Source organism: Microbacterium sp. CCNWLW41 (genome assembly GCF_037083505.1).
Window position 1 is genome coordinate 623,154 of the sequence record NZ_JBAOJP010000003.1, and the last position, 12,419, is coordinate 635,572.

Here is a 12,419-nt window from a genome sequence, read left to right on the forward strand (position 1 = left end):
CCACCAAATCTCGATGATATTCACACATTCACAATGTGAAATGGTGGCCTATAATCGATGAGTCCGTCTGGTGGCGGCGAATTTATCGGTAGAACCCCGCGATGGTGGTCAACTGGCCAGGCAGGACGATGTAGTTTGTCACCCGGAACACTTCGCCCGAGCTTCCCTTCGTCCATGTCTGGTTGACTGCCCAGTCTGTGCAGGGGGCGGGCATGCCTGCTCCCTTGATCATGTTCCTGGCAGGGCCGAGAGAGGTCTGATTGCTGCCCTCCCTGCTCAATTCCGGTCGAACCCAGATTCCGGAATTGTCTGGCCCGCTATAGCACAACCGAATGAAATCGATGTGGACTGAATCGGCCGTCTTATTTCCAAAGTAGGCGTTTACGGTGAGAACGTGCTTGTTGCCTGCGCTGTCGTACCAGTCCGTGACCAGGCCGAGGGCGGATGCCGAACCGATCGTTCCCGTCGCCAGAGGGGCGGCTTGCGCGGGAACCGAACCGACCAAGGCCAAAGCTGCGGATGCGCAGAATGCTGCTATGAGGCGAACTAGTCGAATTCGCTGGCGCGTTCCTTTGGATGTGTTGGCATGCTTCTGGGTGATTGAGTGGAACATCCTTGTCTCCTTTGGCTGCGGATGATTCCCTACTCAGTAAATGTGTGCATCCAAAAATTTCAAAGGCATATCCCCAAGGGGTTATAACCTTGTATGCTTATGTCTGGAGATTGGAATGCATAACTTAGTCAACACGCTGGTCCAGCATGGGGGCAGTCAGTCGGCCAGAATACTGGCGTGGTGAGTATTCGAGTAGTCCGGGCTGGTGAATCTTCGAGTTGAGACACGAAACTGTCGATCCTTTTTAAGGGATCCTCATAGCGTGCGAGGTTTCCTCGCCGAGCCTTGGCGGTCCTGCTGGTGGGCAACCAATGAGCCGCGAACGGCGCACGGGCACTCTGGGGCGTCACGGGGTGAGACAGCGTCGATCTGATCGCGCCACTGGAGGTACGTTCTGTCCTCAGGTCACCACTCAGTAACGGTTGATTCACGCGGTTACGGGATCGGCAGGACGGCGGTTACCCTGGGGTATCCCTACGCGCTCGATGACGAGCGCGCAGTTTGCTGTATCAGGTCCACAGGAGGACACAAGTGAAGCGCAACAAGATCGCCCTCACGGGCGTCGCGCTGCTCGCGGCGGGTACCCTCGCGCTCGCGGGCTGCGCAGGTGGTGGATCCGGATCGACCGACAAGGGCGACACCGGAAGCAACGCCAAGGCGGATCCCGACGCCATCATCACGACGAACGGTTCGGAGCCGGAGAACCCGCTGATCCCGACCAACACCAACGAGGTCGGCGGCGGCAAGATCCTCGACGAGATCTTCGCCGGTCTCGTCTACTACGACGCGGACGGCAAGCCGGTCAACGACATGGCCGAGGAGATCGTCACCGAGGACCCGCAGCACCTCACGATCAAGCTCAAGAAGGGCCAGAAGTTCACCGACGGCGAGGAAGTCACCGCGGACAACTTCATCAAGGCCTGGAACGAGGGCGCGAAGGCCTCCAACGCGCACCTGTCCAGCTACTTCTTCGAGGACATCGAAGGCTACAACGCCGAGACCGACTCCCCGCTCACGGGGTTGGAGCAGGTCGACGACTACACGTTCACGGTCGCGCTGAACAAGCCGGCCTCGGACTTCGCACTGCGCCTGGGCTACTCGGCCTACTACCCGCTCCCGGACGTCGCGTTCGAGGACATGGCCGCGTTCGGTGAGAACCCGATCGGCAACGGCCCGTACATGATCGGCGGCGACGGCTGGCAGCACGACGTGCAGATCGACCTCGTCCGCAACGACGACTACCAGGGCGGTCGCAAGGCGCAGAACGGCGGTCTGACGATCAAGTTCTACGCGACTCAGGAGGCGGCGTACGCAGACCTGCAGGGGAACGACGTGGACGTTGTCGACGCCATTCCTGCTATTGCGCTGCCGACGTTCCAGGACGACCTCGGCGACCGCGCGGTAAACCAGCCGTCGGCCGTGTTCCAGTCGTTCACGATCGGGCAGTTCCTCCCGCACTTCTCCGGTGAGGAAGGCGTCCTCCGCCGCCAGGCGATCTCGATGGCCTTCGACCGCGCGCAGATCACCGAGACGATCTTCTCGGGCACCCGGACCCCTGCTGCGGACTTCACCTCGCCGGTTATCGCCGGCTGGTCGGACGACATCCCCGGCAACGAGGTCCTGCAGTACGACCCCGAGAAGGCGAAGGAGCTGTGGGCCGAGGCCGACAAGATCTCGCCGTGGGACGGCACCTTCCAGATCGCCTACAACTCGGACGGCGGCCACCAGGAGTGGGTCGACGCCGTGACCAACCAGATCTCGAAGAACCTCGGGATCGAGGCCTCGGGGGCTCCGTACCCGACCTTCGCGCAGATCCGTGAAGAGGTGAACAACCGCTCCATCAAGACGGCTGCTCGCTCCGGCTGGCAGGCCGACTACCCGGGGCTGTACAACTTCCTCGGCCCGCTCTACGCGACGGGCGCCGGCTCGAACGACGGCGACTACTCGAACCCCGAGTTCGATGCCGCCATCAAGGCCGGTATCGGCAACACCGACGCGGACGCTCAGGTCAAGGACTTCCAGAAGGCTCAGGAGATCCTCTTCAAGGACCTGCCCGCGATCCCGCTGTGGTACTCGAACGTGACCGGCGGTTACAGCGAGAACGTGGACAACGTCACGTTCGGCTGGAACTCCGTCCCGCTGTACTACGAGATCACCAAGGCCGCGAAGTAGGCCATGTGTGACGCCTACGAGGCGGTGACGACACTCGTCACCGCCTCGTAGGCCGTCTGCGTGCACTGCTCGCGGTCCTCGAGAAGGGACAGCGGATGCTCGGATACATCCTCAGACGTCTACTGCAGGTGATCCCGGTCTTCTTCGGGGCCACCCTGCTCATCTACTTCCTCGTGTTCGCCATGCCCGGCGACCCGATTCTCGCGCTCTTCGGCGACCGCACCCCGGACGAGGCGCTCATCGAGCGCCTCCGGGAGCAGTACCACCTGAACGAGCCCTTCCTCGTCCAGTACTGGTACTACATCTCGGGCGTCTTCCGGGGAGATCTCGGAACGAGCTTCTCTGGGCGCCCGGTTGCTGATGTGCTCGCCCAAACTCTCCCGGTCACCGGACGTCTTGCCGTCATGGCGATCGGCATCGAGTTCGTGCTGGCGATCGTGATCGGCTCGATCGCCGCGCTGCGCAAGGGGAAGATCTTCGACAACGTATCACTGCTGGTGGCTCTGGTAGCCCTCGCGGTGCCGATCTTCGTCGTCTGCTTCCTCGCCCAGTACTTCCTCGCGATCCAGTGGGGCTGGTTCAAGCCGACGGTGGGCGCGGACAATGACTGGGGCGGACTGTGGCTGCCGGCCATCGTGCTGGGGTTCAGCCTGTTCGCGGTGAGCATGCGCCTCATGCGCAGCTCGATGATCGACACCCTGAACCAGGAGTGGGTGCGCACCGCCTACGGCAAGGGTCTGCCGCGGCGTCGCGTGATCCCTGTGCACGTGATGCGCAACTCCCTCATTCCCGTGATCACGAACTCCGCGACGAACTTCGGCGTGCTGCTGGTCGGTGCCACCGTCACGGAGGGCATCTTCAACGTGCCGGGGGTCGGGAACACCCTCTTCCAGGCGATCACCCGCGGCGAGGGACCCACGGTCGTGTCCTTCGTGACCGTGTTCGTCATCCTGTACGTGCTGGTGAACCTGGTCATCGACCTGCTCTACGGCCTGCTCGACCCGAGGATTCGCTATGCCTGAGCCCACAACGCCAACGCACTATGTCGCCCCGGTCGAGACCGAAACGATCTCGGTCGACGCTGTGCGCGTGTCCGAGAAGCCGAGCAACCTGTGGAACGATGCTTGGCGGGACCTCCGTCGAAGGCCGCTCTTCTGGTTCTCGGCGGTGCTCGCGGTGCTGTTCTTCCTCGTGGCCCTGTTCCCGGGTGCGTTCACGCAGGTGAACCCTCGGGACTGCGATCTTGTGTTCAGCAACCAAGGGCCCTCCGCGGGACATCCCTTTGGATATACGTTCCTGGGGTGCGATATCTATGCTCGGGTGATCTGGGGCGCACAGACGTCCCTGTCGGTCGGCATCATCGCGACGCTGCTCTCGGCCGTCATCGGTCTCATCATGGGCTCGCTCGCGGGGTTCTACGGGGGCTGGCTCGACAGCCTGCTCTCGCGCGTCGGCGACATCTTCTTCGCGATCCCGTACATCCTCGCGGCGGTGGTCGTGATGACGGTGTTCCACGAGTACCGCTCGGTCTGGACGCTCGCGCTCGCGATCGGCGGGTTCGCGTGGGCCTCGACGGCGCGGGTGTTCCGTGCCGAGATCCTCCGCGTCCGGCAGGCGGACTTCGTCATGGCGTCGCAGGCGCTGGGGCAGTCCAAGTTCCGGATCCTGGTGAGCCACGTGATCCCGAACGCCATCGCTCCGCTGCTCGTGGTGTCGACGCTGTCGCTGGCGGCGTCGATCGTGGCCGAGGCGACGCTGTCGTTCCTCGGCGTCGGTCTCGGCAGCACGGTCATGTCGTGGGGCAATGACATCAGCCAGGCTCAGGCCTCGCTGCGCGTCGCTCCGATGGCGCTCATCTATCCGTCGATCGCGCTCACTCTCGCGGTGCTCGCGTTCGTGACCCTGGGCGAGCTCATCCGAGACGCCCTCGACCCGAAGGCGAGGGCCCGCCGATGAGCGCGTCCGTACTGAATCCGGGCGGCGGCCCCGTGCTGTCCGTGCGCGACCTCAAGGTCGCGTTCAAGGGGCAGGACGGCGTCCGCGAGGTCCTGCACGGCGTCAGCTTCGACATGTTCGCGGGCGAGACCGTCGCGATCGTGGGGGAGTCCGGCTCGGGCAAGTCCACCACGGCCACCGCGATCATCAACTTGTTGCCGGGCACGGGTCACGTGACCGCCGGCAGCGTCACGCTGGAGGGGCGGGAGCTCACGACGCTCAGCCGCCGGGAGATCGAGGGGGTGCGCGGCCGGGACATCGGCTTCGTCCCCCAGGATCCGATGGCGAGCCTCAACCCGGTGTGGTCGATCGGCTTCCAGGTGAAGGAGGCGATCCGGGCGAACGGTGTCGCGCACGGACGCGAGGCCGTCAAGGACCGGGCTGTCGAGGTGCTGCAGCAGGCGGGGCTTGCCGATGCGGCCGCGCGTCTGCACCAGTATCCGCACCAGTTCTCCGGCGGCATGCGTCAGCGCGCGCTCATCGGCATCGGCCTCGCGGCCGACCCGAAGCTGCTGATCGCGGACGAGCCCACCTCGGCGCTGGACGTCACCGTGCAGCGCGTGATCCTGGATCACATGGCCCGGCTCACGAAGGAGCGGGGCACGGCCGTGCTGCTCATCACGCACGACCTCGGGCTCGCCGCCGAGCGTGCCGAGAAGATCATCGTGATGAACAACGGCAACATCGTGGAGGCGGGACCCAGCCGGCAGATCCTGGAGGATCCGCAGCACCCGTACACGAAGCGCCTCGTCGCGGCCGCGCCCAGCATCGCCTCGCAGCGCATCCAGGCCGTGGTCGAGGACCGCGGCGTGGAGACGATGCAGGACCTCGCCGACATCCCGCCGACGGTGCGGGTGGCGGGGCTCACGAAGGACTACAAGATCCGTCAGGGGTCGTTCCGGAGCATCCCGTTCCGTGCGGTCGACGACGTGTCCTTCGAGATCCCGCGCGGCAAGACCCTCGCCCTGGTGGGGGAGTCGGGCTCCGGCAAGTCCACGGTGGCGAAGATGGTGCTGAAGCTCGAGGAGCCCACCTCCGGCACGATCGAGATCGACGGCAAGGACGTCTCGAAGCTGTCGAACGCCCAGGCGTTCGGTCTGCGCCGCCGCATGCAGCCGGTGTTCCAGGACCCGTACGGGTCCATGGATCCGCTCCGCAACATCGGAAACACGATCGCGGAGCCGCTGAACATCCACGACATCGGAGACACGGCGTCGCGGCGCGAGCGGGTGCTGGAGCTGCTGGACCAGGTCTCCCTGCCGCGGGTGCTGGCGACGCGGTACCCGAACGAGCTGTCCGGCGGTCAGCGTCAGCGCGTGGCGATCGCCCGCGCGCTGGCGCTCAAGCCCGACATCGTGGTGCTCGACGAGGCGGTCTCCGCCCTCGACGTCCTCGTGCAGGACCAGATCCTCAAGCTCCTCGCCGACCTGCAGTCGGAGCTGGACCTGACGTATCTGTTCATCACGCACGACCTCGCGGTGGTCCGCGTCTCCAGCGACCTCGTGTGCGTCATGGAGAAGGGACGACTGGTCGAGAAGGGGACGGTCGACGAGATTTTCTCCAACCCGCAGGAGGAGTACACCGAGCGGCTCCTGCAGGCGATCCCTGGCGCATCGATCTCCCTGGGAGGCGGCGCGTCGTGAGCGGCGCCTCCCAGCCCGGGGGCGGACGGACCTACCGTTCGCCCCTGGGGCCGATCGTGCTCACCCTCGTTTCTGCGCTGGCGCTGTTCCTCCTCGGCGACGCCGTGGCGCGGGGCAGCTGGGGGCTCATGCTGCTGTACGCGCCGTGGGTGCTGCTGGCGGTGTGGATCGTCTACGAGATCAGCTTCGTCTCCGCCGTCCGCGTGGACGGCGAGGGCGCGACGGTGCGGAACATGCTGCGGACGACCCGGTTCGGCTGGCGTCGGGTCCGCGACGTGGACCTGCGCTGGCAGCTCGAGTTCGCGCTCGACGACGGGACCAGGGTGTCCTGCTTCGGCGGGCCCGGGCGCTCCCGCCCGCCGCGGCAGAGCGGCCGGGGCGAGGGGGAGGTCAGGGTTCCCGCGAGCTTGCAGGCGCTGACCGAGATCCGCGACCGGTGGGAGGCGGCGGTCGACGCCGCGCCCGGGCCCGCCCGTGAGGGCGCCGACGCGCCGATCCGCCGCGGCTGGGACCTCCCCGCCGTCGCGGCGCTGGCGATCATCGCGATCTGGGCCAGTGCCGCGATCCTCATCGCCTACGCCTGATCCCGCGCGCCTCGCGCACCCTGCATGCAAACCGCGTGGGTTCAGGCACACGCGTGGGTTCAGGCGTTCATCGCACGTACGTGCCTGAGCTCGCGTGTTCGCCTGATCTGGCGTGTTCGTCTGATCTCGCGTGTTCGCCGGATCTCGCGGTCCTCGCCTGCTGATTGCCTACCCTCTGCGTGTGCGTTCCGCGCGGGTTCAGGCAAACGCGTGGGATCAGGCGTTCATCGCACCTAAGTGCCTGATCTGGCGTGTTCGCCTGAACTCGCGTCGTGCGCCGCGGCACCCAAGAAGCACCCAGGCAGCGCCCCAGAATCAGCCGGGAGGCACCCCGCATCGGCCAGGACGCGCATCGCGCGGGGGAGCGGTCAACCGGGCAGCCCGAACAGGGCCGGCCAGGTCGCGGCGGCCCACGGGTACCCCACGAAGACGGCCGCGTCGATGAGGAAGTGCGCGACGAGGAAGGGCAGGAGCCTCCCGGTCCGCAGGAAGAGCAGCCCGAACAGCAGGCCCATGGCGAGGTTCCCGATGAACGCGCCGGGTCCCTGGTACAGGTGGTAGGTCGCGCGCAGCAGGGACGTCGCGGCAACGATCGCCCAGGGGGACCAGCCGAGCTGCCGCAGCCGGGCGAAGAGGTAGCCCAGCACGACGAACTCCTCCTCGATCGAGGCGCGCGCCGCCGCGAGGAGCAGGACCGGCACGGTCCACCAGTACGCGGACTGCGCGCCCGGGTCCACGGCGACGAACAGTCCCATCATCCGACCCACGAGGTACAGTCCGAGCCCCGGGATGCCGATCGCGAGCACGAGACCCGCGCCCAGGCCTGCGTCACGGCCGATCCGCGTGCCGTCCAGCCCCAGCGCGCCCAGATGCGGACGGCTCGTGCGCCACAGGAGGAAGCAGACCAGGAGCACGGGGACGACCGAGAACGCGATGCCGAGGAGCTGATAGACGAGATCGAACACCTCGCGGTCGCTGCGCGCGGGGTTGAGCGTCGCCGTCTGGTCCCCGAGGGGCGTCTCGGCGGTCAGCCGGTAGAGCAGCTGCACGATCGCATACACCGCGGACTGGCCGAGTCCGAGGGCGAGCACGATCCCGATCTCCGCCCACAGCCGTCCGCGGGTTTCGGGCACGGGGGCGGCGCTCAGGCTCATGACGACCGATCGTACGCGGATCGCCCCGCCCTCGCGTTCAGGCGCGGTTCAGAGCCGGCGTCGGCGTGTGCGCTATCCTGGAACGTCGCCCCTTCGAACGGATCAGGGACGGCGCTGCCACCTCCCACCTTCCTCTTCTTAGGACTTTCTGCATGGCGCACGCCCTCCGCCCCGATCTCCGAAACGTCGCGATCGTCGCCCACGTCGACCACGGCAAGACCACCCTCGTGGACGCGATGCTCCGCCAGACCGGTTCGTTCGGCGAGCACGCTCACGTCGAGGAGCGCGCCATGGACTCGAACGACCTGGAGCGGGAGAAGGGCATCACGATCCTCGCCAAGAACACGGCGATCACCTACAACGGCGCCCACACGGACGTCCCGGTGACGATCAACGTCGTCGACACCCCGGGACACGCCGACTTCGGCGGCGAGGTGGAGCGCGCGCTGTCGATGGTGGACGGCGTCGTGCTGCTGGTGGACGCGAGCGAGGGCCCGCTCCCGCAGACCCGCTTCGTCCTGCGCAAGGCGCTGGAGGGCAAGCTCCCCGTCATCCTCCTCGTGAACAAGACGGACCGCCCCGACGCGCGGATCGCCGAGGTCGAGGAGGAGGCGCACGATCTGCTCCTCGGACTCGCCTCCGACCTCGTGGACGACGTTCCCGACCTCGACGTCGACGCGCTCCTCGACGTCCCCGTGGTGTACGCGTCCGGCCGTGCCGGCGCCGCCTCCGCGAACCGCCCGGAGAACGGCACGCTGCCGGACAACGACGACCTGGAGCCGCTGTTCGCCGCGATCCTGGAGCACGTCCCGGCCCCGTCGTACGACGACGAGGCGCCGCTGCAGGCCTGGGTCACGAACCTCGACTCGAGCCCGTTCCTGGGCCGGCTCGCGCTGCTGCGTATCTTCAACGGCACCCTGAAGAAGGGGCAGACCGTCGCCTGGGTGCGCCACGACGGCTCCCACTCGAACGCCCGGATCACCGAGCTGCTGATGACCAAGGCGCTGGAGCGGTATCCGGCCGAGTCGGCCGGTCCCGGTGACATCGTCGCGATCGCGGGCTTCGACCAGATCACGATCGGCGAGACGATCGCGGATCCGGAGGACGTGCGACCGCTTCCGGCCATCACGGTCGACGACCCGGCGATCTCGATGACGATCGGCACGAACACCTCGCCGTTGGTCGGCAAGGTGAAGGGCCACAAGCTCACGGCGCGGATGGTCAAGGACCGTCTGGACCGCGAGCTCATCGGCAACGTCTCGCTGAAGGTCGTCGACATCGGCCGCCCGGACGCCTGGGAGGTGCAGGGCCGCGGTGAGCTCGCGCTGGCGATCCTCGTGGAGAACATGCGTCGCGAGGGCTTCGAGCTCACGGTCGGCAAGCCCCAGGTCGTCACCCGCAAGAGCGCGGACGGCAAGGTCCAGGAGCCCTACGAGCACCTCACGATCGACGCCCCGGAGGAGTACCTCGGCGCGATCACCCAGCTGCTCGCCGCCCGCAAGGGGCGCATGGAGGGCATGACGAACCACGGCACCGGATGGGTCCGCATGGAGTTCATCGTGCCGTCGCGGGGGCTGATCGGCTTCCGCACCGAGTTCATGTCCGTGACCCGCGGCACCGGCATCGCGAACGCGATCTCGCACGGTTACGACGACTGGGCGGGACAGATCGTCGCGCGCGCGTCCGGCTCCATCGTCGCCGACCGCGCGGGCGTCGTCACGCCGTTCGCGATGATGGCGCTGCAGGAGCGGATGAGCTTCTTCGTCAACCCGACCGAAGAGGTCTACGAGGGGATGGTCGTCGGCGAGAACACCCGCGCCGACGACATGGACGTCAACATCACCAAGGAGAAGAAGCTCACCAACATGCGCTCCTCGACGGCGGACGAGCTGGAGAAGCTCACGCCGCCGCGCCAGCTGTCGCTGGAGGAGAGCCTGGAGTGGGCCCGCGACGACGAGTGCGTCGAGGTGACTCCGGAGAAGGTGCGCATCCGCAAGGTGATCCTGGACCAGACGATCCGTGCGCGGGAGACCGCCCGCCAGAAGCGCCAGGACGCGAACGCCTGATCCCGGCCGGGCGCGCTCGTCAGCGCTGTTCGGAGATCAGCACGGCGATCGTGCCCGGCGCCAGCGCTTCGAAGACGTGCGGCGCGTCGCCGCGGTAGCGGAGGTAGTCGCCCGGCGCGAGGGTCTCCGGCGCCTCGGCGGGGCCGAGCAGCGCCGACCCGGCGACGAGCACGACGTGCTCGGTGGTGCCGGTGCGGTGGGGGAGCGAGCGCCGCGGCTCTCCCGGCTCGGCCTGGATGAGATAGAGGTCGCGTCGGGCGGAGGGCGGGCACACGGACAGGATCGTCGCGGAGTAGGGGGCGTCCGAGGACGGCACCCGTGCGGCGCCGCCGAGGTCGGCCAGGCGCACCAGCGTCGGCTGCTCCGCAGGCCGGTCTACGAGGTCGGCGAACGGGATGCCGAGCGCGTCCCCGAGGGCCCACAGCGTCTCGACGCTGGGGTTGCCCGCACCGCCTTCGAGCTGGGACACGGTGGCCTTCGAGACCCCCGCGCGCCGGGCGAGCTCGGACACCGAGAGGCCCGCCGCCTGGCGTTCCTGCCGCAGGGCCGTGGCGATACGCTGACGAAGCTCCATGTGGTCAGTATCGCAAACGATCGTTCATCTTGACGATCAGCCGGCGAGTGTTCAGAATGGTGGACATGCGTTCAGCAGGGCGAACATCGGGAGACCCGGCCTCCGCGGAGGAACGCGACGAGGTACGCCTCGCGCGCCGGGAGGGCCTCGGCGTCGTGATCGCCACGAGCGCGTACGGCGTCTCGTTCGGGGCACTGTCGGTCGCCTCGGGCCTGGACATCTGGCAGACCTGCGTGCTGAGCCTGGTGATGTTCACCGGGGGCTCCCAGTTCGCCTTCGTCAGTGTGGTGGGCGCCGGTGGCCTGGCGGCGCTGCCCGCCGCGATCGCATCCGCGGTGCTCCTCGGCGTGCGCAACGTCGCCTACGGCATCCGGATGTCCCCGGTGATCGGCCGGGGCTTCGCGCGGCGGGCCGCGGCGGCCCACTTCACGATCGACGAGTCGACCGCCGTCTCCCTCGCGCAGAGGTCCGAGCGCGCGCGACGCGCGGGATTCTGGCTGACCGGCATCGGCGTGTTCGTCGGGTGGAACCTCACGACCCTCGTCGGCGCGCTCCTCGGCGATGTCCTCGGGGACCCGAAGACGTGGGGGCTGGACGCCGCCGCGGCTGCGGCCTTCCTGGCCCTCCTGTGGCCGAGGCTGCGCCAGCGCCAGGCGATCGCGGTCGGCGTCGCGGCCGCGGTGGTCGCCACGGCGCTCACGCCGGTCCTCATCCCCGGGCTCCCCGTCCTCGTCGCGGCCGCGGTCGCCCTGATCGTCGGCTGGTTCAACTGGCTCGCCCCGCCCGGCGACGCCGCCGCCCGCCCCGCGGCGGGAGCGAGCGCATGACCCTGTGGAACGCCATCCTGCTCGCCGCCGTCGTCTGCTACGGCCTGAAGGCGATCGGGTACCTCGTGCCCCCGCGGGTGCTGGAGGCGCCCCGCCCGGCGCGCATCAGCGACCTGCTGACGGTCGCGCTGCTGGCGGCGCTGGTCGCCGTGCAGTCGCTGGCGGTCGGGCAGGCCGTCGTCGTCGACGCGCGGGTGCCCGCCGTGCTGGTCGCGGCCGGACTCCTGTGGCTGCGGCAGTCGTTCCTGGTGGTCGTGTTCGCCGCCGCGGCCACGGCGGCTCTGCTGCGGCTCGCCGGCCTGGCCGCCTAGGGCAGCCCGTGCGCCCGCGACAAGGGCACGCATAACCGGGCGGACTAGGCTCGTCCCGTGCCTGAGAACTGGATCTCCCGCGTGCTGTCGTGGGTCGGAGTGCTGGTGGTCGGAGCCGTGTTCGGGCTCGCGACGACGATCGCCCACGGGTCGGAGCTCGGCCCGATCCCGATCGGCATGATCATCGGCCCGATCGCGTGCGCCGCCCTGCTCGTGGCCGTCCGCGCCCTCACCCGCGACCGCTGGGCCGCGCTCGCGGCCGGGATCGGGATGCTGGCGGCCGTCCTCCTGATCTCGGGTCGCGGTCCCGGGGGATCGGTGCTCGTGCCGGACGACCTGCGCGGACGCATCTGGGGCTACCTGATCGCCGGGCTGGTGCTCGTCATCGTGGCGTGGCCCGACCTGTCCCGGCTTCCGCGGGCCGCCGTAACCGGCGGACCCGACGCGGCCGCCGATCGCGCGCGCGACGTAGACTGAAAC

12 protein-coding genes are annotated in these 12,419 nt (G+C 68.0%); 9 read left to right on the top strand and 3 right to left on the bottom strand.

Features of this window, described 5'->3' with window-relative positions; translation table 11 throughout:
* Positions 1-82 precede the first annotated feature (82 nt).
* On the bottom strand, positions 83-613 hold the full coding sequence (locus tag V6R91_RS14585) for a hypothetical protein (RefSeq protein ID WP_336395858.1): 531 nt from the start codon (positions 611-613) through the stop codon (positions 83-85).
* A 531-nt stretch (positions 614-1,144) separates the two neighbouring features.
* Here V6R91_RS14585 and V6R91_RS14590 point away from each other — a divergent pair.
* The 5 genes from V6R91_RS14590 to V6R91_RS14610 all read left to right on the top strand — a co-directional run bounded on the left by V6R91_RS14590 (position 1,145) and on the right by V6R91_RS14610 (position 7,007).
* A complete protein-coding gene (locus V6R91_RS14590) occupies positions 1,145-2,785 on the top strand; it encodes a peptide ABC transporter substrate-binding protein (RefSeq protein WP_336395859.1) in 1,641 nt (546 codons plus the stop codon).
* Between the two features lie 95 nt (positions 2,786-2,880).
* Entirely contained in the window at positions 2,881-3,807 is a 927-nt protein-coding gene (locus tag V6R91_RS14595) for an ABC transporter permease (RefSeq protein ID WP_336395860.1), read from the top strand.
* Positions 3,800-4,741, top strand: coding sequence for an ABC transporter permease (locus tag V6R91_RS14600; protein WP_336395861.1), 942 nt, complete (start codon positions 3,800-3,802; stop codon positions 4,739-4,741). The genes V6R91_RS14595 and V6R91_RS14600 overlap by 8 nt, the downstream gene beginning before the upstream one ends.
* Positions 4,738-6,423 carry a dipeptide ABC transporter ATP-binding protein gene (locus tag V6R91_RS14605; RefSeq protein WP_067247374.1) on the top strand — a complete coding sequence of 562 codons (1,686 nt, stop codon included), beginning with the start codon at positions 4,738-4,740 and terminating at the stop codon, positions 6,421-6,423. Before V6R91_RS14600 ends, V6R91_RS14605 begins: the two co-directional genes overlap by 4 nt.
* Positions 6,420-7,007 (top strand): PH domain-containing protein, encoded by a 588-nt coding sequence (locus V6R91_RS14610; protein WP_336395862.1) that lies wholly within the window; start codon positions 6,420-6,422, stop codon positions 7,005-7,007. The genes V6R91_RS14605 and V6R91_RS14610 overlap by 4 nt, the downstream gene beginning before the upstream one ends.
* Positions 7,008-7,375: 368 nt before the next feature.
* On the opposite strand, the gene V6R91_RS14615 is transcribed toward V6R91_RS14610, so the two are convergent.
* Positions 7,376-8,161, bottom strand: coding sequence for a CPBP family intramembrane glutamic endopeptidase (locus V6R91_RS14615; protein WP_336395863.1), 786 nt, complete (start codon positions 8,159-8,161; stop codon positions 7,376-7,378).
* A gap of 152 nt (positions 8,162-8,313) precedes the next feature.
* Here V6R91_RS14615 and typA point away from each other — a divergent pair, with 152 nt between their 5' ends.
* Complete coding sequence (typA, locus tag V6R91_RS14620; protein WP_271060832.1) at positions 8,314-10,227, top strand: translational GTPase TypA; 1,914 nt, start codon at positions 8,314-8,316, stop codon at positions 10,225-10,227.
* Between the two features lie 19 nt (positions 10,228-10,246).
* Here typA and V6R91_RS14625 read toward each other — a convergent pair whose 3' ends face one another.
* Positions 10,247-10,801, bottom strand: coding sequence for a helix-turn-helix domain-containing protein (locus V6R91_RS14625; protein WP_067247361.1), 555 nt, complete (start codon positions 10,799-10,801; stop codon positions 10,247-10,249).
* A 65-nt stretch (positions 10,802-10,866) separates the two neighbouring features.
* Here V6R91_RS14625 and V6R91_RS14630 point away from each other — a divergent pair, with 65 nt between their 5' ends.
* Genes V6R91_RS14630 through V6R91_RS14640 form a run of 3 tightly spaced genes read left to right on the top strand, consistent with a single transcriptional unit; the run spans position 10,867 to position 12,416 of the window.
* The gene (locus V6R91_RS14630) at positions 10,867-11,628 is read left to right on the top strand and encodes an AzlC family ABC transporter permease (protein ID WP_336395864.1); all 762 of its coding nucleotides are present in this window, start codon (positions 10,867-10,869) and stop codon (positions 11,626-11,628) included.
* Positions 11,625-11,939 carry an AzlD domain-containing protein gene (locus tag V6R91_RS14635; protein WP_067247359.1) on the top strand — a complete coding sequence of 105 codons (315 nt, stop codon included), beginning with the start codon at positions 11,625-11,627 and terminating at the stop codon, positions 11,937-11,939. Before V6R91_RS14630 ends, V6R91_RS14635 begins: the two co-directional genes overlap by 4 nt.
* 57 nt (positions 11,940-11,996) lie before the next feature.
* On the top strand, positions 11,997-12,416 hold the full coding sequence (locus V6R91_RS14640) for a histidinol dehydrogenase (RefSeq protein WP_336395865.1): 420 nt from the start codon (positions 11,997-11,999) through the stop codon (positions 12,414-12,416).
* The last annotated feature ends 3 nt before the right edge of the window (positions 12,417-12,419 follow it).

Excerpts from the sequence above, each read along its gene's own strand:
- V6R91_RS14585 (WP_336395858.1), bottom strand. The coding sequence starts at position 613 with ATGTTCCACTCAATCACCCAGAAGCATGCCAACACATCCAAAGGAACG.
- V6R91_RS14595 (WP_336395860.1), top strand. The coding sequence starts at position 2,881 with ATGCTCGGATACATCCTCAGACGTCTACTGCAGGTGATCCCGGTCTTC.
- V6R91_RS14600 (WP_336395861.1), top strand. The coding sequence starts at position 3,800 with ATGCCTGAGCCCACAACGCCAACGCACTATGTCGCCCCGGTCGAGACC.
- V6R91_RS14605 (WP_067247374.1), top strand. The coding sequence starts at position 4,738 with ATGAGCGCGTCCGTACTGAATCCGGGCGGCGGCCCCGTGCTGTCCGTG.
- V6R91_RS14615 (WP_336395863.1), bottom strand. The coding sequence starts at position 8,161 with ATGAGCCTGAGCGCCGCCCCCGTGCCCGAAACCCGCGGACGGCTGTGG.
- typA (WP_271060832.1), top strand. The coding sequence starts at position 8,314 with ATGGCGCACGCCCTCCGCCCCGATCTCCGAAACGTCGCGATCGTCGCC.
- V6R91_RS14625 (WP_067247361.1), bottom strand. The coding sequence starts at position 10,801 with ATGGAGCTTCGTCAGCGTATCGCCACGGCCCTGCGGCAGGAACGCCAG.
- V6R91_RS14630 (WP_336395864.1), top strand. The coding sequence starts at position 10,867 with ATGCGTTCAGCAGGGCGAACATCGGGAGACCCGGCCTCCGCGGAGGAA.
- V6R91_RS14635 (WP_067247359.1), top strand. The coding sequence starts at position 11,625 with ATGACCCTGTGGAACGCCATCCTGCTCGCCGCCGTCGTCTGCTACGGC.